General features: G+C 36.7%; 23 protein-coding genes and 1 CRISPR repeat array. Of the genes, 3 read left to right on the top strand and 20 right to left on the bottom strand.

From position 1 onward, the window contains the following. Positions 1-27: 27 nt before the first annotated feature. From VB694_RS00545 to VB694_RS00535, 3 genes are read right to left on the bottom strand one after another with little or no spacing between them, the layout of a single operon-like run. Positions 28-345, bottom strand: coding sequence for a helix-turn-helix transcriptional regulator (locus tag VB694_RS00545; protein WP_323358359.1), 318 nt, complete (start codon positions 343-345; stop codon positions 28-30). Positions 346-373: 28 nt separating this feature from the next. Further along, a complete protein-coding gene (locus VB694_RS00540; protein WP_323358536.1) occupies positions 374-562 on the bottom strand; it encodes a PIN domain-containing protein in 189 nt (62 codons plus the stop codon). Between the two features lie 30 nt (positions 563-592). Further along, positions 593-829, bottom strand: a complete 237-nt coding sequence (locus tag VB694_RS00535) for a hypothetical protein (RefSeq protein ID WP_323358358.1) — start codon at positions 827-829, stop codon at positions 593-595. A gap of 179 nt (positions 830-1,008) precedes the next feature. Between VB694_RS00535 and VB694_RS00530 the strand changes: the two genes are divergently transcribed. Both VB694_RS00530 and VB694_RS00525 read left to right on the top strand, forming a co-directional pair. Next, positions 1,009-1,269 (top strand): AbrB/MazE/SpoVT family DNA-binding domain-containing protein, encoded by a 261-nt coding sequence (locus VB694_RS00530; protein WP_323358357.1) that lies wholly within the window; start codon positions 1,009-1,011, stop codon positions 1,267-1,269. Next, positions 1,257-1,586 (top strand): type II toxin-antitoxin system PemK/MazF family toxin, encoded by a 330-nt coding sequence (locus tag VB694_RS00525; RefSeq protein WP_323358356.1) that lies wholly within the window; start codon positions 1,257-1,259, stop codon positions 1,584-1,586. The genes VB694_RS00530 and VB694_RS00525 overlap by 13 nt, the downstream gene beginning before the upstream one ends. 124 nt (positions 1,587-1,710) lie before the next feature. Here VB694_RS00525 and secA read toward each other — a convergent pair whose 3' ends face one another. Both secA and VB694_RS00515 read right to left on the bottom strand, forming a co-directional pair. Further along, positions 1,711-4,500 carry a preprotein translocase subunit SecA gene (gene secA / locus VB694_RS00520; protein ID WP_323358355.1) on the bottom strand — a complete coding sequence of 930 codons (2,790 nt, stop codon included), beginning with the start codon at positions 4,498-4,500 and terminating at the stop codon, positions 1,711-1,713. Between the two features lie 282 nt (positions 4,501-4,782). After that, entirely contained in the window at positions 4,783-5,325 is a 543-nt protein-coding gene (locus tag VB694_RS00515) for a cytochrome C (RefSeq protein WP_323358354.1), read from the bottom strand. Between the two features lie 312 nt (positions 5,326-5,637). Between VB694_RS00515 and VB694_RS00510 the strand changes: the two genes are divergently transcribed. Further along, positions 5,638-6,273, top strand: coding sequence for a hypothetical protein (locus VB694_RS00510; RefSeq protein WP_323358353.1), 636 nt, complete (start codon positions 5,638-5,640; stop codon positions 6,271-6,273). A gap of 105 nt (positions 6,274-6,378) precedes the next feature. On the opposite strand, the gene VB694_RS00505 is transcribed toward VB694_RS00510, so the two are convergent. The 15 genes from VB694_RS00505 to cas10d form a co-directional block, all read right to left on the bottom strand. Beyond that, a complete protein-coding gene (locus VB694_RS00505; RefSeq protein ID WP_323358352.1) occupies positions 6,379-6,522 on the bottom strand; it encodes a hypothetical protein in 144 nt (47 codons plus the stop codon). 502 nt (positions 6,523-7,024) lie between these two features. After that, positions 7,025-7,270: an AbrB/MazE/SpoVT family DNA-binding domain-containing protein gene (locus tag VB694_RS00500; protein WP_323358351.1), complete on the bottom strand. Its 246-nt coding sequence runs from the start codon at positions 7,268-7,270 to the stop codon at positions 7,025-7,027. A 118-nt stretch (positions 7,271-7,388) separates the two neighbouring features. Continuing rightward, positions 7,389-9,230, bottom strand: a complete 1,842-nt coding sequence (gene ftsH3, locus VB694_RS00495; RefSeq protein ID WP_323358350.1) for an ATP-dependent zinc metalloprotease FtsH3 — start codon at positions 9,228-9,230, stop codon at positions 7,389-7,391. A 113-nt stretch (positions 9,231-9,343) separates the two neighbouring features. Then, a complete protein-coding gene (locus VB694_RS00490) occupies positions 9,344-10,135 on the bottom strand; it encodes an aminotransferase class IV (protein ID WP_323358349.1) in 792 nt (263 codons plus the stop codon). A gap of 166 nt (positions 10,136-10,301) precedes the next feature. Beyond that, positions 10,302-11,087: a hypothetical protein gene (locus tag VB694_RS00485; RefSeq protein WP_323358348.1), complete on the bottom strand. Its 786-nt coding sequence runs from the start codon at positions 11,085-11,087 to the stop codon at positions 10,302-10,304. Between the two features lie 277 nt (positions 11,088-11,364). Then, entirely contained in the window at positions 11,365-11,721 is a 357-nt protein-coding gene (locus tag VB694_RS00480) for a response regulator transcription factor (protein ID WP_416233454.1), read from the bottom strand. Positions 11,722-11,741: 20 nt separating this feature from the next. Next, positions 11,742-14,421: a CRISPR direct-repeat array (repeat unit 37 nt; unit sequence GTTTCAATCCCTAATAGGGAGTAATAGAAATTGCAAT). A 227-nt stretch (positions 14,422-14,648) separates the two neighbouring features. After that, entirely contained in the window at positions 14,649-14,921 is a 273-nt protein-coding gene (gene cas2, locus VB694_RS00475; protein WP_323358346.1) for a CRISPR-associated endonuclease Cas2, read from the bottom strand. A 102-nt stretch (positions 14,922-15,023) separates the two neighbouring features. Beyond that, positions 15,024-16,028: a type I-D CRISPR-associated endonuclease Cas1d gene (cas1d, locus tag VB694_RS00470; protein ID WP_323358345.1), complete on the bottom strand. Its 1,005-nt coding sequence runs from the start codon at positions 16,026-16,028 to the stop codon at positions 15,024-15,026. Between the two features lie 90 nt (positions 16,029-16,118). Further along, complete coding sequence (cas4, locus tag VB694_RS00465; protein ID WP_323358344.1) at positions 16,119-16,727, bottom strand: CRISPR-associated protein Cas4; 609 nt, start codon at positions 16,725-16,727, stop codon at positions 16,119-16,121. A 108-nt stretch (positions 16,728-16,835) separates the two neighbouring features. Further along, entirely contained in the window at positions 16,836-17,654 is an 819-nt protein-coding gene (gene cas6, locus VB694_RS00460) for a CRISPR-associated endoribonuclease Cas6 (RefSeq protein ID WP_323358343.1), read from the bottom strand. An 80-nt stretch (positions 17,655-17,734) separates the two neighbouring features. After that, positions 17,735-20,149 (bottom strand): type I-D CRISPR-associated helicase Cas3', encoded by a 2,415-nt coding sequence (cas3, locus tag VB694_RS00455; protein WP_323358342.1) that lies wholly within the window; start codon positions 20,147-20,149, stop codon positions 17,735-17,737. A 4-nt stretch (positions 20,150-20,153) separates the two neighbouring features. Next, the gene (gene cas5d, locus VB694_RS00450) at positions 20,154-20,945 is read right to left on the bottom strand and encodes a type I-D CRISPR-associated protein Cas5/Csc1 (protein ID WP_323358341.1); all 792 of its coding nucleotides are present in this window, start codon (positions 20,943-20,945) and stop codon (positions 20,154-20,156) included. A 3-nt stretch (positions 20,946-20,948) separates the two neighbouring features. Beyond that, positions 20,949-21,902: a type I-D CRISPR-associated protein Cas7/Csc2 gene (gene cas7d / locus VB694_RS00445; RefSeq protein ID WP_323358340.1), complete on the bottom strand. Its 954-nt coding sequence runs from the start codon at positions 21,900-21,902 to the stop codon at positions 20,949-20,951. Continuing rightward, positions 21,899-22,321, bottom strand: a complete 423-nt coding sequence (locus tag VB694_RS00440) for a hypothetical protein (protein ID WP_323358339.1) — start codon at positions 22,319-22,321, stop codon at positions 21,899-21,901. The genes cas7d and VB694_RS00440 overlap by 4 nt, the downstream gene beginning before the upstream one ends. Then, positions 22,318-24,741, bottom strand: coding sequence for a type I-D CRISPR-associated protein Cas10d/Csc3 (gene cas10d, locus VB694_RS00435; RefSeq protein WP_323358338.1), 2,424 nt, complete (start codon positions 24,739-24,741; stop codon positions 22,318-22,320). Before cas10d ends, VB694_RS00440 begins: the two co-directional genes overlap by 4 nt. Between the last annotated feature and the right edge of the window lie 28 nt (positions 24,742-24,769).

Raw genomic sequence — 24,769 nt, 5'->3', positions numbered from 1 at the left:
TGAATTTTGAATTTTCAGAAGCACAAATTAAACTACTGTTATCCGTGCATTATTTCTAGATTTAGGTTTGACTGTAATTTCTACATCAATTCCCAATGTATTGAGAAATCTAAACATTCTTTCCAGAGAAAAACCTGTCAGTCTTCCTCTCATTAAAGCAGAAACTTTTGGCTGATCAATTCCTAATAATTCAGCCGCTTCTGCTTGGGTGATATGACGTGCAGTGATAGCATTACTGATTTTTCGTGCTAGTTCAGCTTTTACTAGCATTTCATCTGGGTTGGGTAAATCTAAATCTGCAAATACGTTACCGATACTGGTTTTGATTTCAATCTCTTCTGTCATGATTATTTTTTTATTACCAATTTGCGTGCTATATCCAAGAAACTGTTTGTAAATTTTCAACTTCCTGAAAATGAGCATCGCGTGTAACTAAAATTAGATTATATTGAAGACTTATTGCAGCTATCCAAATATCATTTTCAGGTAACGGACGACCTTTTAAACGTAGCTGATTTTTTATCTCACCGTATTTTCGTGATGTTTCTATATTACAGTCAATTACAGTATTATTAGCGATAAATTCTTCAATTCATTCTAGATTTTCTTTTGAACGTCCAGATTTTCTTGCACCATAACACAATTCCCCGACGGCAATACTGGGAATGAAAACTTCATTAGCTTGTGCAAAGTTATTTTTGACTGCTATTTCATCAGCAAAGAAAGCAATACCATTAGAACCGGCAATTATAACAACATCACCCAATTCTGTTAATGTCAGGGATGTGATGGCACGAAAGTTTTTGATTTTAAGTCTAGTAATACGCATTATTTAGTATTGTTAGATTTAACTGGTATTAATTATATATAATACAAAATTATCAGTATAAAAGTGAAATATATCTTAAGAAATTCCAGAATTTTACACAGTTACTTCCGGCTTTACACTTGACTCTTTCCATTATTGTAATTACAATGTAACTACCATTCTATCCCCAAACACATAAAATGGGTACAGCAAGAAAAACCCGAATAGTCAAAATCGGCAACTCGCAAGGGTTACGCATACCTAAAACCCTATTAGAACAAAGCGGTATTAACTCAGAAGTAGAAATAGAAGTTCAAGGAAATCATCTAATTATTCGCCCAGTTGAACAAGTAAGAAAAGGTTGGGAACAAGCATTTATAGAAATGGCTGAAAAAGGCGATGATATCTTATTAGATGACATCAATACAACAGAATGGGATGAAACAGAATGGCAATGGTAGTTAACAGATTTGATGTTTTCCTAGTTAATCTTAACCCTACCATTGGCAGTGAAATTAAAAAAACACGCCCTTGTTTAATAATCTCACCCCACGAAATCAACCATCATCTTTCCACCGTAATAGTTGCACCAATGACAACAAAAGGGCAACCATACCCCACAAGAGTAACCTGTCAATTTCAAGGAAAAGAAGGACAAATTGTACTTGACCAAATTCGCACAATAGATAAAACTCGACTAATCAAACTTCTAGGTCAAATTACCATAGAAGAACAAAAAGCAGTCTTGGATATCTTAGCGGAAATGTTCGCAGAATAAATTACTTTCCCTCCTCTTCCTCCTCTTCCTTCGCGCTCTTCGCTCCTTCGTGGTTCATTTCTCCTAAAACAAAAGACGCAGAAAACGACTCTCTGCGCCTCTGCGTCTCTGCGTGAAAAAAACCTTAAACCATCTCAGAAGTCTGCACAGTAGGCTGTGGCTGTGGCTGGAACATAAACAGCGAATAAACCACATCACGGCGGATATTCACCATCATATCCAAGAACAACTCATAACCCTCACTCTTATACTCAATCAGCGGGTCTTTTTGTCCATAACCACGCAAACCAACCGACTCACGCAAAGCATCCATTTGTTGCAGATGTTCCCGCCACAAAGTATCTATGCGTTGGAGAATAAAAAACCGTTCCGCTTGACGCATTAAACCCGGTTGAATTTGGTCAATTTGCGCCTCCTTCATATCATAGGCAATACGCGCTTGTTCATGGAGGAAAGCCTTAATTTCCGGTACTCCCATATCCTCCAACTGACTGGCCTGCATATCAGCCAACAGGTAAACAAACTCCTTCACCTTATCCACCAACTTTTCCAATTCCCATTCTTCCGAAGGTAAATCAGGGTTGATGTAATAATCAACGATGTCATCCATCGTTTTTTCCGCGTACTTAATTACCTGTTCTTTCAAATCTTGACCTTCCAACACCCGCCGACGTTCCGCGTAAATAGCACGACGTTGGTTATTCATTACCTCGTCATACTCAAACACCTGTTTACGGATGTCGTAGTAATAAGTTTCAACCTTTTTCTGTGCGCCTTCCAAACTGCGAGTCAACATACCCGACTCAATAGGCATATCTTCTTCTACTTGGAAAGCATTCATCAAGCCGGCAACGCGATCGCCCCCAAATATCCGTAATAGGTTATCCTCTAAACTGAGGAAAAATCTTGTCGTTCCAGGGTCGCCTTGTCTTCCCGCCCGTCCGCGTAACTGGTTATCAATCCGCCTTGATTCATGGCGTTCTGTACCAATCACGTGCAAACCGCCTCGATTTACCACATCATCATGTTCAGTGCTGGTAAACTCTTCATACTCATGCTTAATGCGCTGATAAGCTTCTCGCAACTTCTGAATTACAGGGTCATCTGTGGGTGCTTTTTCCGCTGCTACAGCTATTTTGTCTTCTGCTTCCAACTCAGGTAAACTGCGTTCACCGTAAGATTTTACCGCTACTTCCACCGCTTCTTTTAATAGCTGTTCTGTCTCCTTTGATATCTGAGTCGGGAAAATTTCCGGGGAAGCCCGCCAAGTTTTCACCTTTTTACCAGGAACAAAACCCTGTCCACCACCATGACCGGTTGGTAGTCCAGAAGCCCTTTGCATCCCAAAAGTATCTTCATCTTCAGGGCTAACAATACGGGGCATAAAATATTCCCGCAATTTCAACCGTGCCATATATTCAGAGTTACCACCCAGAATAATGTCCGTACCTCTACCCGCCATGTTAGTGGCTATAGTTACAGCCCCTCTGCGTCCGGCTTGGGCGACAATTTCCGCTTCCCGTTCTACATTTTCCGGTCTAGCGTTGAGTAACTCATGGGGAATTTCTATTTCCTTGAGGAGTCGGCTGAGAAGTTCAGATTTTTCGACACTGGTTGTACCCACTAACACAGGTCTACCATTTTCGTGCATTTCGGCACATTCTTTAGCGATCGCTCTCCATTTACCCAATTCCGTCTTAAACACCATATCAGACAGGTCTTCCCGTCTTCTGATGCGGTTAGTAGGAATAATCGCTACTTCGAGTTTGTATATCTTTTCAAACTCCACTTCTTCCGTTTTTGCAGTTCCCGTCATTCCCCCCAACTTGGGATAAAGCAAAAATAAGTTTTGATAGGTAATTGTCGCTAAAGTTTGAGTTTCTGGCTGAATTTCTACGTGTTCTTTAGCTTCAATAGCTTGGTGCAGACCATCACTCCAGCGTCTTCCTGGAAGTACCCGACCTGTAAATTCATCCACAATCACAACTTCATCATTGCGGACAATATAATTCACGTCCTTGAGGAACAATTCCTTAGCTTTAATCGCATTAAAGACAAAATGCGCCCAAGGATTTTCCGGGTCAAATAAATCTGTTACACCCAACAGATTTTCTGCTTCTGCAAAACCTTCATCAGTTAAAAGAACGTTACGATCCTTTTCATTAACTTCGTAATGTTCATCTTTTTGCAGAGTCAAAGCAATTTCCGCAGCTTGCAAATATTTTTCTGTTGGTCTTTCCACCTGTCCAGAAATAATCAGCGGTGTTCGTGCTTCATCAACTAGAATTGAATCTACTTCGTCAATGACGCAATAATTAAACGGACGTTGCACCACCTCAGCCATAGAGGTAGCCATGTTATCCCGCAGGTAGTCAAAACCGATCTCGCTGTTGGTGATATATGTAATATCACAGTCATAATTTTTCTTCCGTTCCGTTGGGGTCATTGTCGCTTGAATTAGACCCACACTCAAGCCCAAGAACCTGTGTACCTGCCCCATCCATTCTGCATCCCGACGGGCTAGATAATCGTTAACAGTAATGACGTGTACACCTTTACCTGTCAAGGCATTTAAATAACTTGGTAAAGTAGCCACCAAGGTTTTACCTTCACCAGTTTTCATTTCGGCAATTTGCCCAGTATGCAGAATCACTCCACCCAGTAATTGGACATCAAAGTGTCTCAATCCCAACACTCGCCGCGCTGCTTCCCGGACAACGGCAAAAGCCTCTGGCAAGATATCATTGAGAACTTCACCTTTAGCTAGACGTTGTTTAAACTCAGTAGTTTTACTTTTTAACTCATCATCGGAAAGTGCTTGAATTTCTTCCTCTAACAGGTTAATTTCTGTAATGTCAGGTTGGTATTTTTTAAGTTTACGAGCGTTGGGATCGCCCAACAAAAATTTTAGCATGGCAGTTTATGGAACTAAATCAAGAGGGATAGGATTAAAGGTTTAGCTAATAGCTATATGATTATAGACGTTTAACTCAACCCAGCCGTTTTGGTTATGGGTGGGTGGAAAATGAGAATTAACTCAAAAACGAAATGAAAACTTACCAATCACAGATTTAAATGATTGGTTTTAACTTATATATTAAAGTTAAACTTCTCTAATAGTATCATTTTGCCACTAGAAGAGGTGACTAGGGACTGGGGACTGGGGACTAGGGAGGAATAACTACCAATTACGAATTTACTGATCCCATTCTGCTGTCAGTTTACGGAAATTATAATCATTTACACCAGGATGACAGCTGACACAACTGCTTATTTGCACAGGTCTTGGTAATTTGACACCAGGATGTAAGGCTTGGAAATAACGGGACTCCTTGAGGCGATAGGGTGTTGAGTCATCTTGGAGGTGAAGACGAGAGAAAGTAGAAAGGTACTTCCACACTAAAAGGCGTTGCGGATCAACTAAAGGTTTAAGCTGTGCGCCATAGTGCTGGGAATCTTCTAGTAGATTTTTCCAAGTTTGGGTGGGAAATACTGCTGGTGGTATACCAATGTGACAGGTAGCACAGTTTTCTAGATATAATTCTTGCCCGAGTTGGTATTGTATCGGCACTACATCAACCGTACCAACTGAGGGGCTGGGGTTAGCTGCGTGGGTGCTGGTGGCTAAACCTAGTATAAATCCTATGGCTATACTCCAAGCGAAAATTACCAACATTACAATTAGAAGTTGGCGTTTGAGTCGGTGATGAGATGATTTGTGTTTAATCGTGTTTAACATAGAACTAGTTACTTTAGTGTAAATACTGTATGCTATTTTATCTATTAAATTAAAAACGTCATCATTGGGAAATCTGTGTATACCTCATATTTAGACATTTTTTATCAAAAATTGTGGCATGATATGTTATTCATTTACAAGTTTTATCATTTATTTTCAAAAGTGGAATCCATTTTTCTGTAAAAAATCTGTTGCCAATTTTATCCTCATAATTAAACACAACGAACGCTATAATTTCTGGGTGATGCTATTTGTCTTGACAACAAAAAGTATTAAAATTCAAAAATATCATTTTTTATTTGTAGAAAATTTATGTCAACCCCAATTCTGGGATCGAAATTTTGGTGGTGGGTATTTGCCACAACTATTGGCTTTGTTATTGGCTTTTTCCTGGGTTTGTTTTCTAGTTTACTGGCAATAAACACTTCTTTATCTGCAATTTCAGGTTTTTGGGGTGGTGGATTGGGTGGTTTATGTGTGGGTATTGCCCAAAAGTTGGTTTTACGGAATCAGGTATCTGCTAAATGGATATTAGCCACAACTGTTGGTTTCAGCATTGGTTGTGGCATAGGTGGACTAATACTTGTAATTACGTCTAATGCCATTATTAGCTCAATTTTAGGCATAGTCAGTGGCATAATTTCCCTAAGTTTTGCTCAAGCACTAACTATGGAATGGCAGAAAAATAAGACTCTTAAATGGTTAATTGCCAATTCTATTGGTGTTACAGTGGGCGCAGGTACGGGAGCATTAGCTTGTATTCTCGCTGGTGTTATTGCTCAGAATATATTTAGGGGCGGTTTAGAAACGCTGATTCCTGTTTTGGTTTCGGCTACACTAGCAGGTAGTATGGTAAGTGGATTAACTTACAGTGGCATTACTGGTTTATTTCTGATTAAATTATTGCCAAAGCTTCAGACTATGGGTGTAGATACTGAAAGTTTGTAAGTTTAAAAAAGGTTAATTCCAAATAATTCTGAATTATCTAAAATTCAGTATCTCATCTATAAAATATCCCGAATATATAGATGATAAAAATATTTTTTCAGCATTTTAAGAATATCCAATTTCTATCATGTGGAAAAAATCCTGCACTACTTCATCGGGATTGTTATCACACTCTAAATTTTTACCTTTCCAATTATTCCAAACTTTTACACCTTGCTTTAGTATCGCTAAATGCTCATCATTCGCCATAGTGTGGTTTTTATACCTAAAATCCTAATATTCGGATTTTAACCTAATTTTATTAAGTTAAGCATGGAATAAACAAGGTATTGATCCAAATAGCGCCTTGTTTACACAAAAATGCGATTTTAGGCTCAAGGGGAGAAGAAAGAGAGCGATTTTTGGGGATGATGGGGTGCGATCGCAGCTTAGCCAGCTAACGCCAACAAATTTGGACATATTAGACGAGTTAATGTTATGCTAGGCTTGTATGTTCCTGTACTAGTGACACCTTTAGAATTAATGGATAATGAATAATGATTACTATTGATGATTCCGTATTGCAACAAATTCGAGAAATTCGTCATCAAATTTCTGAAAATAATCAGCACGATCCACAGAAATTAATTAAATATTATATCGAATTACAAGAAAAATATAAACAAAGAAAAAATTAACCAGTCAATAAATTTCTAATTATTTAGGAACAAGTCCAGACTCTTTTTGGAGGTAGCGTACTAAAATATTAGTATCAAGTCCAATCACTTGCAGCCTCACTAATTGTTTGTTCCATTTCTTCTAAAGTTGCAGACTTCATCCCTTCTCTATGCAGAATCCCAGATAATTTTTTGATAGGTATATTCAAGGGAATAAGTTTAACTATGCCATTTTCATCAATCACAAAATCAACCTTACTTCCTGTATCCAAATTCAGATAATCCCTAATTTTTTTAGGTATAGTCACTTGTCCTTTTGTGGTAATTGTTGCGCTAGTCATGACTTAACCTCCTTACTTTAAGGATAACAAACCTCTCTGCGCCTCTGCGTGAGAATAAAAAAATTGGGGTACTTCCAGAAAACCCAGAAATACCCCAACCTTAAAAACTGATTAACTACTATGCAAAAGCAGCAGTTCTCACATCATTATTACCGAGAATTTCTTGCAATTCATCAGCGTCAACGGTTTCCTTATCAATCAACATTTGGGCGATTTGATCCAAAATGTGACGGTTATTTACTAACACTTCTTTCGCACGAATGTAAGCTACATCCACTAATTTACGGACTTCTTCATCAATTGCGGCGGCTGTTTCTTCGGAGAAGTCACGCTCAGACATAATATCTCTGCCTAAGAACATATTACCTTGCTGACGACCCAAAGCAACGGGACCCAAGCGATCGCTCATCCCAAACCGAGTTATCATCTGTTTAGCAACTCGTGCTACCTGTTGCAAATCATTAGAAGCACCTGTGGTAACTTCATCTTCACCAAAGATAATCTCTTCAGCTAAACGACCACCTAAAGCCACAGCCATCTGATTTTCCAAATATGCACGGCTATATAAACCAGTGTCCATGCGGTCTTCGCTAGGAGTAAACCAAGTCAAACCACCAGCACGACCACGGGGAATAATGCTAATCTTTTGTACAGGGTCATAGTCAGGCATCAACGCACCAACTAAAGCGTGACCAGCTTCGTGATAAGCAACCAAGGTTTTACGCTTTTCGCTCATGACGCGGTCTTTCTTCTCTGGACCAGCTAATACGCGATCAATAGCATCATTAATTTCATCCATCGCAATTTCGGTTAAGTTGCGACGTGCTGCTAAAATTGCGGCTTCGTTCAACAGGTTAGATAAATCTGCACCGGTGAAACCAGGGGTACGACGAGCAATTTTATCCAAGTCCACATCTTTGGATAAGGTTTTACCCCGTGCGTGAACTTTGAGAATTTCACTACGGCCAGCGTAGTCGGGACGGTCTACGACAACTTGACGGTCGAAACGACCAGGACGCAATAAAGCTGCATCTAGTACGTCAGGACGGTTGGTAGCAGCAATGATGATGATACCAGTGTTACCTTCAAATCCATCCATTTCGGTGAGTAACTGGTTGAGGGTTTGTTCCCGTTCATCGTTACCACCACCTAAACCTGCACCCCGTTGACGACCTACTGCGTCAATTTCATCAATGAAGACGATACAGGGAGCGTTGGTTTTAGCTTGTTCAAATAAGTCGCGGACGCGGGAAGCACCCACACCAACGAACATTTCCACAAATTCTGAACCGGAGATTGAGAAGAAGGGTACACCAGCTTCTCCAGCTACCGCACGTGCGAGGAGGGTTTTACCAGTACCAGGAGGTCCAACTAATAATACACCTTTAGGAATTTTTGCACCAACGGCGGTAAAGCGATCGGCGTTTTTCAAAAAGTCTACAACTTCGTTTAATTCCAACTTGGCTTGGTCAATACCCGCAACATCGCCAAAGGTTACTTGAGTTTGGGGTTCCATTTGCACTCTGGCTTTAGATTTACCAAAGTTCATGGCTTGGCTACCTGGTCCACTTTGAGCGCGACGGAGTAAGAAAAATAAACCAACTAGAAGTAATACAGGGAAAAATAAACTGCTGAGTGCTTTAAACCAAAATCCCTCGTCGGTTTGGGGTAATACAGCAATATCAACACCTTTAGTTGTCAGAGTATTGATTAAATCTGGATCGTTAACCAAAGTGACACGCTTTTTATTGGGGTCGTATTTTGGTGTAACTACTGCGGTGGAACGATCTGAACTCAGACTAACTCTTTCTACTTTGCCTTGATCAACTTGTTGAATAAATTCACTGTAGCGCCATGTTTCTACTTGGGGGGGTTGGTTATCGAAAAACGCAGTCCCTAAAGCGATAACAACAATAAAAAGCAGTGCATACAGCCCCGCATTTCTCCATCTTTTATTCACTGAGGTCTATCCTCCTGTATATTTTGGGCGTTAGTGTAAGGTCTCTAAAATAAGAGAGGGCTTTATGAGAATTATGTTAACTTATCTTAAGATATACCAAAATGGCGTTCCTGTCATGGTAGAAATAATCCTTTAAGTTCTAAAAAACAAGGATGCTTAGGATTATATTCTAACGAGCCTGTGGGCTGATGTACGGTATGGATGGGAATTATCTCGACAACGCTGTTAGTGTAGGCGATCGCTTCTAATTCTTTGACTCGCTGTGGTGTCCAAGGTTGTTGCTGAACGGTGATTTTTAGCTTTTGCAGATGGTTGATGATGTGCGATCGCTCTATTCCTGGCAATATTCCCACTGCTAATGGTGGTGTCCACCAACTGTCATCTTTCCAACCCCAAAGATTACCTGTACTGGTTTCTAGCCAATTTCCATCACTATCTATTAAAATCGCTTCTTCAGCTTTTGCAGCCTGGACAATATTTCTCGCTAACCAAGGACTCAAGTAATTGCCTGTTTTATGATGGGGGAGAGAACGAGCAAATTCTGATTTAGCAAGGGCAGCTATAATACCATTATTTTGTTTTTCTGTCAAGTTTTCTGGTAATAGTCTACCTGTGATCCATTCTCGACCATCGGGAAAAATAGTAATTCTGATCACGGTAAAATATTGTAAAAGAGTTTGTGCGCCATGGCGCACAAAATTCCAGTCTGGTTCTGTCCAACCAAAGGCTTGTAAACTTAATTGCAACCGTGAACAATGGGCTTTCCAGTTAGTTAAACTATGATCAAGGGAATGATCATATATTCTCAATGTTGTAAAAACTGTCGCCCCATAAATTAAACCTGGATCATTAATATCTAATTCCAGTGTTTGCGATTCGATTAATTTACCACAATACCAATACATAAAGGTGACTGGGGACTGGGGACTGGGGACTGGGGACTGGGGACTGGGGACTGGGGACTGGGGACTGGGGACTGGGGACTGGGGACTGGGTAATTAATTTAATTTTCACCAATTACCAATTACCAATTACCAATTACCAATTATCAATTACCAATTACCAATAAGCTTAATCTTTTTCAGGTAAAGTTATAGCAGGTACGCCATCATCATTAATAACGACTTTACCGCCTAGATTTTCAATTTCTTTAATTGCCCGTTTGCGAGTTTTGTCATCTACATTATTTTGTAAAACCATTGTCCAGGTAGCAATACGGGCAAACTTACTATCAGGGTTTCTCTTGAGGAATTTAGCAGTTGCTTGGGATATAGAGACTATATTTTTACTTTCTTGATCATCATATTTACCAGCCCATTCTGCTGCTGTGAGAAAAGACTTACTTGCAGCTTGGGAGTCACCTAAAAATAATAACTCATCTGTGCCTTTATAACGCCAGATGTAATAAGATTTTTTTGGTAGTTTAGGAGATAAGGATTTTAAACCTTTATCCATTAAAGCAATAGACCTTTCTGGCATTCCGGCATATAAAGAACTGCTGACAGAAAGACCAAGATAGGCTTCTAGAAATTTAGGATCATGTTTAAGTATAATTTCAAAAAATTCTGGACTTAACGAATAACCAATTTTTTCTCTAACTTCATTATCACCAAAGTATTGCAAAAAATCTATATATACCCAATCAGCAATCAAGTTATCATAACTAAAACTGGGCATCTGTTGGAGTAAACCCAGACGTAAACCTTCTTTTTGTTGGTCTTTTTCTAGGGTTTCTATAGACATAGATTTTTGGCTGCTAAGAAGTTCTTGCAATCGTGGAACTTGACTTAAACTAATTCCCAAGATGCAGAAACAAGCTACCAAAGGAGTGATCAGAAATTCACGAGATAACAACATATTAAAATAGTGAAAATTACATTTGTTAATTACGGTATATTTCGCGCTTAACGAGTGAAAAGATGGCTAAACAGCTTGTTTCATAAGGGATAGATCCTGAAAAATGCGTTGATAAAAGAGGCGTTTATGAGGCTTGAGAGCGATTAAGTTCACAGCTAAATCATGGTAACATTTTATTTTCTTTGGGGCTTCCTTGCCCCTATTTGTTTACCCCCTTATTTTCTTCTCAAATTATTGCCATATCTCAGCTTCAATACCCTTGTCACCCGTTAAGCAATTACATACATCTAGCTCGCACTGCTGTGGTTGCGGCTTCAGTGCGGTTTTCTACCCCTAATTTATGCAATATCTGTGTCACATGATGTCTAATAGTAGAAGGACTTAGTTTCAACTTTTGAGCGATCGCATCATTAGTTAATCCTACACTCAATAATGCTAACACTTCTTCCTGTCGTTTAGTCAATTTATAGACAGGTTGAGATAAAGATTTAGGTTGTTGAAATAATGCTCCAAGAGCCTCTGATGCTACTTTACACAAACCAGCAGCAGAAGATCGCACAGCATCCGCTAATTCATCAATTGATGCACCTTTGATCAAATAACCGTAATAGAAATTGCAATAGAGAGTAAACATACCTGAATGGATGGCGTTTGGTTTCAATCCCTAATAGGGAGTAATAGAAATTGCAATAATTTGCTGAAACCACAAATAATCCAGTTGCCAAAGGTTTCAATCCCTAATAGGGAGTAATAGAAATTGCAATCTAACTTTTTCAACTAATTTTGTGGGATTTGGTGTTTTGTTTCAATCCCTAATAGGGAGTAATAGAAATTGCAATAAAGATTATTACAGCGGCAATTTAAAGGCTATTCAGGTTTCAATCCCTAATAGGGAGTAATAGAAATTGCAATTCCCGGTGCTTATCGGTTCGCGCTGGCTGTACCTTTGGTTTCAATCCCTAATAGGGAGTAATAGAAATTGCAATAAGTACCTGTAGAGGTAATCAAAGAAGTTGAGTTTCAATCCCTAATAGGGAGTAATAGAAATTGCAATTCAATTGTTGAAACAATGATAACATTATTTAAATGATTTGTTTCAATCCCTAATAGGGAGTAATAGAAATTGCAATTCATTTCCTTGAGTTCTTTCTCTGACGATCCAATTAATCGTTTCAATCCCTAATAGGGAGTAATAGAAATTGCAATAATCTTCACCCCCGTCATCATCAGAAAAATCCTCGTTTCAATCCCTAATAGGGAGTAATAGAAATTGCAATGATTTGATGAGGCTTGCTTTATGTAGAGCGATCGCGTTTCAATCCCTAATAGGGAGTAATAGAAATTGCAATAAGTCGCCAAAGAACTGGGTATCAGCCCAGAAGGTGTTTCAATCCCTAATAGGGAGTAATAGAAATTGCAATTAAGAATATGCTGATCAGTTGGAAGCTACCTTTAGCGTTTCAATCCCTAATAGGGAGTAATAGAAATTGCAATGCTCAACAATTCCAAGTCAACCAAATTAATAGCGGGTTTCAATCCCTAATAGGGAGTAATAGAAATTGCAATTATCAGAGGATGTGAATTGTCTACCTTTGGCGTTGTTTCAATCCCTAATAGGGAGTAATAGAAATTGCAATTTTACAACTTTTGCATGAATACCTAGCGCCACGTTTGTTTCAATCCCTAATAGGGAGTAATAGAAATTGCAATTTTAGCTGATATGTTCCACCTTTACCAGCGAGATAAGATTGGTTTCAATCCCTAATAGGGAGTAATAGAAATTGCAATTAGCATTAGAAAAAATCACCGATTTAACAGAAGCCGTTTCAATCCCTAATAGGGAGTAATAGAAATTGCAATAAATGATTGCATTAGCCCTGACGTGATAAAGATTGAGTTTCAATCCCTAATAGGGAGTAATAGAAATTGCAATGTTATGCCTAGCGATGGGTTGCCGTCCTGGGGCGGGTTTCAATCCCTAATAGGGAGTAATAGAAATTGCAATGTAGTAGTCTCTCATCAAGTTACGGCTCAAGATTGTTTCAATCCCTAATAGGGAGTAATAGAAATTGCAATGCCATTGATTTTGCGGTGGAGACTTCCCCTTCAACTTTTTGGTTTCAATCCCTAATAGGGAGTAATAGAAATTGCAATTATCAATTTCCCGTTTTAGCTTGGCAGTGAAGGCAAATAGTTTCAATCCCTAATAGGGAGTAATAGAAATTGCAATATTATCTGTCTGTACAGTAACTCCAGTATCATTAGCGTTTCAATCCCTAATAGGGAGTAATAGAAATTGCAATCAGAGATTTACCGTAAGTTGATACGGGATTTGGGTTACGTTTCAATCCCTAATAGGGAGTAATAGAAATTGCAATCAATGGGGAAATAGTTTCTTTCCTTCTAGATGAAAGCGTTTCAATCCCTAATAGGGAGTAATAGAAATTGCAATAAGCAGGGCGATTTGAGAGCAAGCAGAGTAGTCTGTGTTTCAATCCCTAATAGGGAGTAATAGAAATTGCAATGTGCTGCCTAAATCTATTGCCGATGTTCTATTCCAGACGTTTCAATCCCTAATAGGGAGTAATAGAAATTGCAATCATAGGGAAAGCTAGCTTTCTTTCCTCCTGCCCGGTTCTTGTTTCAATCCCTAATAGGGAGTAATAGAAATTGCAATCACCCAGCCCAATCAAATGTAGAAATTTCTGAAGGTCGTGTTTCAATCCCTAATAGGGAGTAATAGAAATTGCAATAGGAGAAGAATATCTAGTAATCGCTTATCACATTTCGTTTCAATCCCTAATAGGGAGTAATAGAAATTGCAATAAGGTTTCTGGATGCCTTCTCGAACTCTAAGCCGTTTCAATCCCTAATAGGGAGTAATAGAAATTGCAATTCAGGTGCATCTACAGAATCCTGAATTTTTACAGGTTTCAATCCCTAATAGGGAGTAATAGAAATTGCAATCTTCTCGTATCGCCGAGCTAGAAGCAGAATTAAAGTTTCAATCCCTAATAGGGAGTAATAGAAATTGCAATTAATTCAATGGTGCGATCGCTCGCATCCTTCGAGTAGTTTCAATCCCTAATAGGGAGTAATAGAAATTGCAATTCGTTCGTACTATAAGGGGATGTTAGGAATTGATTTACCTGTTTCAATCCCTAATAGGGAGTAATAGAAATTGCAATAGACAAACTAAGCAGGTAGCAGACTATTACAGAGGTTTCAATCCCTAATAGGGAGTAATAGAAATTGCAATAGGCGATCGCTGATGCTTCAGTTGCTAGTTTTGTAGTTGTTTCAATCCCTAATAGGGAGTAATAGAAATTGCAATAGCGGGAGGCTGAAAGCCTATATATATGTAGTTTTCAAGGTTCAGTTGCGCGGATGGTTTGATCATAGTCCATTTCAGAAAAAGTGTCAAGAGATAAAATAGCTGAAACCCTTGCTGTGTAAGGTGCGCGGATAGGTGAACCTCATAAAATCCATGAAAGCTTTGTATAGAGATGATTTCAGGCATTTTTTGTTCACCTCGATTTTTTACACCCACCCATCCGCGCATTAAGCGAAGAAAATCGTCCCATCACGGGGCTGTTCACCACCAATTCTTTCTACTTTACCAAAACAGCAAGCACAAAGGAAGTAAAAGCGAATACTGTCCGTTTCCGGTTTAATGAGTTTATTAAGACGCGATCGCAGTTTAGCATATTGAGTATCAGTTAACTCACATTCAAAAATACTATACTGCACCCATTGACCATAGGACTTGAGAATACTATGGATTTTAGTCCGGCGTTTATCCTCAGAAATATCGTAAGAAACAATAACATTCATAAATTGGTAATTGGTAATTAGTAATGGGTGATAGGTGATAGGTAATTGGGAAAAATCAACTCTTATCTCTTACCTTCTTACTGTCACCTGTCACCTAAATAGCTATTTCAAAAACAAAGGAGGATATTTCTCAGTTGTTCCCATTAAATATTTAGCTAAAAATCTCGCTTGCAATTCAAAAGCTTCTCGATAACTACATTTACGCCCCATAACCGGATGTTTAAACTCCGATATTTTTTTCTTTTCGTACAAAGTCAAAAAAGTTTTGCGTCCTTCTGGAGTCAGAGAAACAGCACCGCTTAACGGTTCAGTGATAAAATCTGCCGGTGTTAATAATTGCTTATTCAAAATAGATAAAACCACAGCATCTACCACTAAAGGGCGAAATTCCTCCATCAAATCTAAAGCTAAAGAAGGTCGATTATAGCGATCAAAATGTAGGTATCCTAAATATGGATCAAAACCGACAATATTCACAGCAACTTGGACATCATGACGCAATAAAGAATAACCAAAACTGAGTAAAGAATTAACCGGATCAGTCGCAGGACGACGTACACGCTTAGTAAAAGAAAATTGGGAATTACGAATCAATTGATCAAAACAACCAAAATAAGCCGCACTACCAGAACCTTCTAAACCACGCAAAGAATTAATATTTTCAGTTGACTTAATCGAATCAATTACCTGTTCAATACGAGTAATATTTTTGGATAAATCAACATCATTGAATTCACGCTGATAACGCATCAAAGTTTGACGGTAATTCTTTAATTTTCCCCTAACAAAACCTTGAACAGCATGAATAGATTGAGGTGTTTCTCCTGCTGCTTGCCATTGTGCCTTGCGAACGAAAATATTACCAGTCATTTCTGGTTCTAACCGTCCCAAATAATGACCAATTTGACTGATAAAAGATAGAGGAATATGGCGTTCCATCAACTCAAAAACAACCGCTGGCGAAATAGTTGCTCGTCCTAAAACAACTACACCTTCAAGATGAATAAATGGAATATCCTGAAGTATTTTCTTTTCAAACTTCACATTAATCCGTTCATCAACCTTACCGATAAAAGCATCATCTTGTGTGATGTAAAGAGTACCCATGATTAAATCCTCAAAATAGGTGATAGTGGACAGGTGACAGTAAAAAGAGTTTTAGAAATGTTTTGGTTTTTTGCATCAATTAAAAACTGATCAATGTGCTTCTTGATAACGCCCAACTTTATCAACAGCTTGGGGTAAACATCGAGAATATAAACTACAACCATCACAGCGTTTTGTTTTTACAGCTTTAGGCATTGCACCTGTAAACAACAACATTTGTACAGCTTCAATAGTTGCAATCGTACTATTTCGTAAATCTGAGGTAATTTCTACTAATTTACGTTGATGAGTTTGAGCATAATAGATATAGCCAGTATTGATATTTTTCTCCGTCATTTCCTCCAAACACAAAGCTTGAGCGCAAACTTGTAACTCATCATTATCCCATTCTCCTTTACGTCCTCTTTTATATTCAATAGGGTAAAATTCACCATTTTCAAATTCAATCAAATCAGATTTACCAATTAATTGATATTGGTCTGACTTCAAATAAATAGCGCGTATCTGCCAAGTTTCATCCCGATTTACTTCCCCAACTGTGTGAACTCGTTCATGTAAACTTGTACCTTCAATCGTGTATTGATTATCAATGAATTCACCTGCACAATGAATTAACCAACAACGATGAGGACAGTAGGAATATTGGTTTAATGAGGCAATATTTACGTAATCTTCTGGATTGATATTTTGAGTCAACATAAGTTCTAAAAAATTGATTCATTTGTAGGTTGGGTTAAGCGACAGCGCAACCCAACAAAATCGTTAATAATCTGATTGATAACGTTGGGTTTCGTTCCTCAACCCAACCTACTTTCTTCTAACCATGCCCATTCCCATTGTTGTTTTACGTCCTATTCCTGCATATAAAGCAAAATCAGCCAAAGCATTAATTTGTTTAATTGCCGTTGCTTCTACATTGCCAAGAATGCGATAACTAATTTCACCTAAACAACCAATAAATTTATTTTCATAGTTGCTAATAACCTCAGTTTTGATATTGAAAGCACTAGGATAAATTGATTCAAGGGTAAGATTAGTTAATTCAATGCCGCTATATTTATTCCACCGACTCAGCAGACTATTAAATACAGATTCTCGTGTTGGAAGAACATTATCAAAAGCACCTTGACGAAAAGCTACAGGTGTAGAAAAGATGAAATTAAGATTACGTTCTTGTTCGCTTGCTTGTTGATAAAGTTGGTTGTAACTACAAGCATTAGCCCAAGGTTGGTTAATTTGAGGTGTACCTTGAATGCTAGTAATATATAAGTTAGCTGAACCCAAATGCCAAGGTTGTTCGGGGTTAATATTCAACCATAAAGGTGTGAGTTGACTGAATAAGTTGTCATTTAATAAGGAAATACGCCACCAACAGGAAGTACCTGCGGGAATAGGGTTTTGATGGGTATATTGCAAGGTATTAAATGGGGTTTTATGTTTGCTTTGTATCTGTAATGGTGAGAGGGTAAAAGCTTTATCCGCGTTTGATTCGTGGAGGTAGTCGCCTAATTTTTTATCAACAGAACTCACTAGGTTAAGGAATAAGGCGTGATAATGTCTACCGCTGAGGAAATTGGGGTAGATGGGAGATTGGGGGGTGATATTGAGGATGAGACTATGGGGCATATTTTTTACAGCGAGAGACAATTTGTAAAAGAAAAAATTGGTAATAATTTAGTAATATCATTATTTTTTTAATCAAAGACTTAAGCAATCCAAAATTCTGTTTTCTTTTCTAAAGCATAAAGGTACTTCTGAATTCTTGAACCGACCAAATATGAATTTGTACCGAGTATGCCTTTATAGTTAGCAGTTGTAGAGTCTGAAAAAGTTACCAAAATGGAGGGGAAGCGTATTTGCATATCTCTTGTTCTTCCTTGGATTTCTCCTGCACTTCCTCCTTGTTCTGGTACTAATAAACAGGTAATATATTTTTCCTGAATAGCTTCAGTCAGCTTTGGTGACAAAGGGAATATTGAACCATCAAGACGAGAAGCTATCATTTTAAATCCTTGAATAGCAAGAGGTTTATTACAATAACGTCGTTTAAAAAATTCTTGGTTAAGTTCAGTATTTAAACTGAAAGATATAATTAGATTTTCTGATTTATCTCTATGTCTATCTACTCGACAATATAAGTCAGCAGGTTGCAGTGGTGAAGAATTTATAACACCTGATTGAAAATCTTGAACTGATTTATACCAAGTCAGATCATAATACTTGAGTAGATGAAATAGTTCATAATATATAATATTATTATTATCAGTAATAATATGGTATGGGTCATAAATAGCACAGTTTAAGGATTGAAATGAATCTCTAAAGCTAAACAAACTAGATAACGCATGAAATTCTTCTAAAACGTATTTTTTTATGGCTTCCTGAGACTTATTATTTCCCAATGCTAGGCTTTTCTTAAATGTAGAAAAAGTATTTTCATCAATGTCAATATCTTCATTAGAAGTGTACCAATAATTAGCTACATTGAGGAATTCTCGGATAATCATATCTGTATAATCTCCTTTCTTAGAATCCTTGAAGGAAGAAATAGATGCTTGCAGAGAATTAAATCTAGATAATTGATAAAGATAGTGGCGATAGCTCTTTTTACTATTTGGAGCAAATAATTGTCGCACGAGTTCAAAAACCTCTTCTATCCGTTCAGGATGCCGCATTTGTTTTCTGAGTTCATATAAAGGACGGAAAGATTCCAGAATTGCGTATGAGCTTATGTATTCATGTAAAAATGGTTTTTGAGGAAAAGCATGAGAATTTAAAATTATATCTCTTAACTGTTCTCTGTTGATTTGATTTGAATATCCAGATACATAATCCTTGATTTTCAAAAATGTTTCTGTACTTACTAAAGCAATAGCTTCAGATATAAAATTTTCCTGTTTTTTACCTAAAACTCTTCCACTTCTACCTAATCTTTGCCAAAAGTCATCAGTATAACTAGCAGTGAAGATAATAAAATCAATATTTTGACGATTCTTTGCTTGTTTGTTAAAGTTATAACCAATATCTACTGTTGGTGTAGCAATAATTAACTGCTTTTTCGCAGAAGATTTACGTTCTTTTGATGAAATAGCTCCAGTAATACGACCAAAATCTTTATCTGCTGTTAAACCAATTGATCTTAGATTAGTAATTGTTCTGTTAACATCAATTAAAGAATTAGTGATTAATGCTCCATCTAGTAAATTTTCAAGCCTTAATTTAATCTCATCAGCTTTTTCTTGTGTATATTGAGCTAATAAATCTGTTGGTTCACTACATCCTATAAAAGTTAGTTTTATAGGTGCTAAAGTTCTGACTGCACGGGGATGATTGGCTTTTACAAACTCAGGTTCAATTGATTTCCACTTTAAGCCTTGTGATGCTACACGTTCAAGATATTTATATACTTGTGCATCTGGTGTTGCTGACAACAAACATACCTTGCGCTTTTCATCTTGAAAGTAACCAAATTCTAGTGAAAAAGCTATAAAAAACAAAAAATTGGCTAATTGTTTTGCATTATAGTAGTGAAACTCATCAATAATAATGTATTGAAAAAAGGCGAAAATTGCCTCAAATACATTACGCCTATCCAGATTATTATAACAATAATAGATAGCGTAGTAAAATAAATCAGGGTTAGTAATGATAATTACAGGACAGCGATAATTACGCTTATTTTCTGGAATTCCTAATTGTTCAGCAAATTCCAATGGATTCTTCATTAAACGATAAAACCTTTCTCCTTGTCGAAAAAGATTATTATCTGGATCAATCCCACGCAGAAGATGGGCGTTCACTTCGCATACAATATGAGGTAAATTTGCAGCTTTAACAAACTCTTCTACATCTTCTCTGTGTTGATTAATTAATTCGTTAGTAGGTGCAATAAATAAAGTATTGACATCTCGGTTATCTAACAAATACAGCAAAGTTGCTTTTGTTTTACCAGTTCCTGTAGGAAAAGTATTGAGAATTAGGTCATATTTTTTTTGTAACTGGTAAGTCTGTATTTGATGCTCAAGTGGCTTGGGAATTACTTGCAAAATTTCATTCGGTACTATAGACAGATCAGCCAAAATTTCATAATGAGGTTCTAAATCTATTGTTATTGATTCCATGATTTTAAATTCCTTTTGATGGTTGCAGAAAATCCACACCAAATCTCATACCAATTGGCAGATATACATCATTGCTCAAGTCTATAAATTCTCCAGTTAGAATAGCGTTACGAATTAACGGTACTGGATGAATATTATACGTATCAAAGCTCATAATTTGAACTTCTTTTGGTAAGTCTAGAGGATTGAGTAAATATCCTATTTTTTGATACTGGCGGCTGACTACCAAAGGATTTCGGTTGAGAGTAACGGTTAGTTTGGCTTTACTCATAAATTTTCCTAACCGTAGATATCGAGGTAAAGATAAATCCTCGTTAGACACAACAAAAAAGTTTAGTGTTGTGCCAATACCCATCATTTTGATAAATCCAATTTGGGGATAATTAACGGCTTTTTCTTTTTTTCTTTTACCTGTTTTTCTATCAACTATGTACCAAATCTTATTCTTGGTGTCATACTCAGAATCAAAACCATCTGGTCTTTGAACTAAACAATTTTTTCCCATTGCATACCAATAACCATCAGGAATAGAATTGAACTGAGAAAATGAAAATTTAGGTTCTTCTCCTTCTGGTATTGTAGCTGGTGTAATATAAATTTCTTTCTCATTTAGTTGGCTCAAATGCTCGTAATAATAGATTTCTCCTCTATTTTTGTAGGGTGATTGAGCTAAACCGAGTGCATAGGCCAAAGCATAATTACCAATCAGAGGTTCTGTTAAGTAGAGGTCATTGATTTCCCTACTACTAAAAAATGTATTTTCCCAGAGCGTTAGTTGGCATCGGTAAACCAACATAGGTCAACCTCCTTTATATGAGTTAGCAAGACGCTGTAGGAACTCGGCTGGTTTTCGGTAAATATTCCTGACCTCTTCAATTAATGAATTTTGGTCGGTATCTGTCATTAGTTCATACTGACCAATTATTTGTTTTATTAATTCTTCAGATGAATTTTTGACCGTTGCTAGTAGTTGATCATCTGCTAAAGGAAAATCTAATTCTGTGTCTTTATCGTTTCCAAGTAAAGCATCATAGACGTGCTGAGTTAGTTCCAATGTACTAAATATTTCAGTATCGCTGAAAACAACTTGAGCAACAGTATTTTTTACTTTTCCAATTCGGGAAGAAACAGCACCATAGCGACTACTACGTAGAATATTACCCAAGACATAGAACAATTCATCAGGTGTAACATCTTTGAGGGTTTCAATGTCTAAAAAATGAGTTTCGGGACGTACATACTCACTATTAAATAAACTTTCTGATTGTTTTCCCTGAGCATCTCGCATTGTTCCTGTTTCAAAAAGAGCATTAGATGTACGAGTATCTACAACCTGACTAGTAGTTAAAACAGAAAACGCATCTTCTGTGATGACACGAGACTTTTGTGCGCCACCTTGTCCAACGGCATAACCGTAGATATAGCCATCTATTGAATCTGGATGTATAGCACCATCATCAGTCAGACACAGTAAATTTTGCTTACGTAAATCCTCTCTACCTGTACGTCTTTCAACTGCGGTTTGCTTTCTTTTTGTAATGACAACTCTTTGAATTGGGTCAGTTTTACATTTTTGTAACCCAGCATTAACAAACTCGCGGCATAAAGGTTCTCCACTTCCTTCTGTGCGGAAAATAGCTTCTGATTCTGTTTTCCGAATCAAAATTAAATTAACATATTTTCCTTGAGGATATTCATGATAACGATCCAGTAAAAAATTAGCGTATTTTCCATTTGTCAAAATACTCATCATTCAGACTCCTCTTTTTCTTCTTTTGGTGTAATTTCATTTCTGATATAAAACAGGTAAGCAGCTTTGATATCTTTTTCGTCTATCATTAAACGTGTAAGTTTACCTTGATAAATTTTGTAGAGTATTTTGTTAAAAAAAAGATCTACAAATAGCTCTACTTGCTCACGCTTTTCTCTACCTGGAGGTCGAAAATTAGGATTAGCAGTGCGTTCCAAATATGTAAATATTTCTGTAATTGTAGCTGCTCTAAGTGTTTCTAGATCAGGTATTTGTTGTTGCCGTCTTAACTTATCAAATATCTTATTTAACGGCATCATCAAGGAACTTCTAACAAGTGCTTTACCTTTGATTTTTGCTTTCCAGCCTATTTTAGCTAACTCCTTGAGAACTTCAGATACAATCAGATTTTCTGAACTCATACATAACTCCTAACACTATTAATTCGTTCCATGTGGTCTTTGAGTTGTTTAGTTAATCTTAATGCAACACTATCCTTGTCTATTTTTTTCTGCTTATTTTTCTTACTCATAAACTGTGCCTTTTTCTCAATTAAACGGTCAACTACAAAAAAGATGTGATTTTCTGATCGCGTAAATGATGTAGCCATAGCTACTAATTCGTTTTCTTTAGAATCAGTCCATAATAGATCATACATTCCACGAATCCCTAAAAGTCTTTCCCACAAAATATCCCCCGTATCTCTAGCTTCTTTATCGCAGTTACGTCGAAAACGTATTTTTTCAGACGGAATCAATCCACGCAAGCTTGAAGGTACTCCATCTAAAAAAATATCAATTTCGCTGTATTCAGTTAGGTTTAAAATAGGAATTGAAGATTCACTTAACAAAACTTTCACTCCAAAATGTTTATGAATCATGAGAACGTATTCGATAGTATTTAGGTATTTTTCTGTTTTATTATCTCCTATCATACTTACAGGAAGAGAGATTACATTACCAATTACCTCTGAAAAATTAGGAACTAAAATACCATTAGTATTCCCTCTCTTGATAGGAAGTACATAATATTGGTGTTTATTAAAAAAATCCATACATTCCTTTAAAGAAAGACTAATTGCTGATGTATCTTCTGTCCTTAACTTTTGAAAAATACTTTTCATACTTTCAATAAAGGGAGCAGTCATAAACGAATATGGCATGATGTGTAAATATAAAAATTTATCTCCTCCAGATTTATAGTTTAATTTTTCAATAGAAAATTGCTGTTGAACAATTGGATCAATATATCTTTTAGGTTCACTTTGACTTCCTCCCGTTAGACGATTAGAAAATTGTTGTACTTTAATACCTTTAGGTACATAACCAGACTCCCATTTTGAAGAAGGATATGGAGAACTGGCATAACAAGACTGTTGATGATTTCTCTGGCAGTATTGACTTAGGTAATCAATAAATTTCGTGTTTGAAAAAGCACAAAAATCAAATGTAATATTATTCGTGACATAAGAGGTTATGGGGCTGATTTGAATATTTGATATATTAGCTGTTTTTTCTTCTTCTTTTATGGGTAATAATTGATTAGATTTATCTATGATAAGAACTAATAATTCGTCATAAATTAAAGTACAAAGTTTTGCTATTACATAGGCTCTATCATACCTTGCATCTAAAGGTTCATATTGTTCATAGTCTTTAATATCTAATATTTGATAAAGGTATAACCAAGGGTCATTTTTGCCTTTATTTACTCCTGGCATTAACTTTTTACAGTGATCACTTAGAAAAATATAAAAAGTCTTTAACAGTTCACCTAAGCGCATCATATCCTGGCTATTTGGCATGATTCGTGACTGGTCTATCCAATATTGAATTGCTGATTCGGAGTTTTTTTCCAGCATTTTTTTTCGTAATTCTTTTTCTTTTTCATCTAATTTATATTGCTTTTTCTGAATTAACGTATTAATGTGTCCGAAAATTTCTGAATATGAAATTCCCAATTTAAGTATTTCTTGTTTTATTTTTATACCTTGATTCCCATTTTCAATAAACTTACTCCATTCCTCAGACTTCATTTGTATAATTTTTTGTTCAACTAATTGACCTATCTTCACAATGTCACTTTCTTCTAAATTCAAGTTTTTATTCACAGGGACTAAATAATGAGTACCTTGTGGGTACAAAAATACTGGTGAAGCTTGAAATTTTGTAGCTAAAAAATCTGCTACCTGATTATGGATAATATTCGTAAAAATTCCTCGTTGCTCTGATACTTGATGTGCTATTAAACAATATTGTCGTTGAGTAAAACTATTGATATGACTCAAAAAATCTTGTTTATGTTTGCGTTCCGAATATCCCTGAGATAAATCAGCAACATCCGCAGCACGAATAATTTTACATAGTTCTATAAGTCTTGCTTTACTAAGCTGTGTATTATCGGAACGTCTATCTAAAGAATCTCCACGAACACTGTTATGTCCCGAATGACCACGAATTATTTCTGTAATGTCTTCAACATAATCACGCCAATCCGAGAAAAAGCTATCATATCCAATTTTTTCGATTTCTTTGACTACATTCTCTGGTACTGCAATTTTACCGTAGCTTGTTTCTGTACCTCCATAGCTTTTGTTTAAATCATGAATACAAAAAGCAATAGTTAAAACTTTTAATTCCTCTGTAGATAGTTGAAGGATTTTTTCCAAAGAGTGAATTAGAAAAACACCTGATACAACATGATTGTAGAGTGATTGTCCCTGATGTCCTCCCCATTGAATTATTTGTTGGTATTGTTGAAGTCCTTTATTTGCAACCTCTTCAATAAATAGAGTTAAAATTGATTGATCTTCTAGTCCTAAAAATTGTAGATATTCTGACATAGTTTTGCTTTTATGACCTCGTTTTATA

This window comes from Anabaena sp. UHCC 0451, from assembly GCF_034931405.1.
Lineage (GTDB): Bacteria > Cyanobacteriota > Cyanobacteriia > Cyanobacteriales > Nostocaceae > RDYJ01.
Note: the sequence above shows the minus strand (reverse complement) of the source record. Positions and strands in the feature narration are given on the sequence as shown.

Excerpts from the sequence above, each read along its gene's own strand:
- VB694_RS00545 (WP_323358359.1), bottom strand. The coding sequence starts at position 345 with ATGACAGAAGAGATTGAAATCAAAACCAGTATCGGTAACGTATTTGCA.
- VB694_RS00535 (WP_323358358.1), bottom strand. The coding sequence starts at position 829 with ATGCGTATTACTAGACTTAAAATCAAAAACTTTCGTGCCATCACATCC.
- VB694_RS00530 (WP_323358357.1), top strand. The coding sequence starts at position 1,009 with ATGGGTACAGCAAGAAAAACCCGAATAGTCAAAATCGGCAACTCGCAA.
- VB694_RS00525 (WP_323358356.1), top strand. The coding sequence starts at position 1,257 with ATGGCAATGGTAGTTAACAGATTTGATGTTTTCCTAGTTAATCTTAAC.
- secA (WP_323358355.1), bottom strand. The coding sequence starts at position 4,500 with ATGCTAAAATTTTTGTTGGGCGATCCCAACGCTCGTAAACTTAAAAAA.
- VB694_RS00515 (WP_323358354.1), bottom strand. The coding sequence starts at position 5,325 with ATGTTAAACACGATTAAACACAAATCATCTCATCACCGACTCAAACGC.
- VB694_RS00510 (WP_323358353.1), top strand. The coding sequence starts at position 5,638 with ATGTCAACCCCAATTCTGGGATCGAAATTTTGGTGGTGGGTATTTGCC.
- VB694_RS00505 (WP_323358352.1), bottom strand. The coding sequence starts at position 6,522 with ATGGCGAATGATGAGCATTTAGCGATACTAAAGCAAGGTGTAAAAGTT.
- VB694_RS00500 (WP_323358351.1), bottom strand. The coding sequence starts at position 7,270 with ATGACTAGCGCAACAATTACCACAAAAGGACAAGTGACTATACCTAAA.
- VB694_RS00490 (WP_323358349.1), bottom strand. The coding sequence starts at position 10,135 with ATGTATTGGTATTGTGGTAAATTAATCGAATCGCAAACACTGGAATTA.
- VB694_RS00485 (WP_323358348.1), bottom strand. The coding sequence starts at position 11,087 with ATGTTGTTATCTCGTGAATTTCTGATCACTCCTTTGGTAGCTTGTTTC.
- VB694_RS00480 (WP_416233454.1), bottom strand. The coding sequence starts at position 11,721 with ATGTTTACTCTCTATTGCAATTTCTATTACGGTTATTTGATCAAAGGT.
- cas2 (WP_323358346.1), bottom strand. The coding sequence starts at position 14,921 with ATGAATGTTATTGTTTCTTACGATATTTCTGAGGATAAACGCCGGACT.
- cas1d (WP_323358345.1), bottom strand. The coding sequence starts at position 16,028 with ATGGGTACTCTTTACATCACACAAGATGATGCTTTTATCGGTAAGGTT.
- cas4 (WP_323358344.1), bottom strand. The coding sequence starts at position 16,727 with ATGTTGACTCAAAATATCAATCCAGAAGATTACGTAAATATTGCCTCA.
- cas6 (WP_323358343.1), bottom strand. The coding sequence starts at position 17,654 with ATGCCCCATAGTCTCATCCTCAATATCACCCCCCAATCTCCCATCTAC.
- cas3 (WP_323358342.1), bottom strand. The coding sequence starts at position 20,149 with ATGGAATCAATAACAATAGATTTAGAACCTCATTATGAAATTTTGGCT.
- cas5d (WP_323358341.1), bottom strand. The coding sequence starts at position 20,945 with ATGTTGGTTTACCGATGCCAACTAACGCTCTGGGAAAATACATTTTTT.
- cas7d (WP_323358340.1), bottom strand. The coding sequence starts at position 21,902 with ATGATGAGTATTTTGACAAATGGAAAATACGCTAATTTTTTACTGGAT.
- VB694_RS00440 (WP_323358339.1), bottom strand. The coding sequence starts at position 22,321 with ATGAGTTCAGAAAATCTGATTGTATCTGAAGTTCTCAAGGAGTTAGCT.
- cas10d (WP_323358338.1), bottom strand. The coding sequence starts at position 24,741 with ATGTCAGAATATCTACAATTTTTAGGACTAGAAGATCAATCAATTTTA.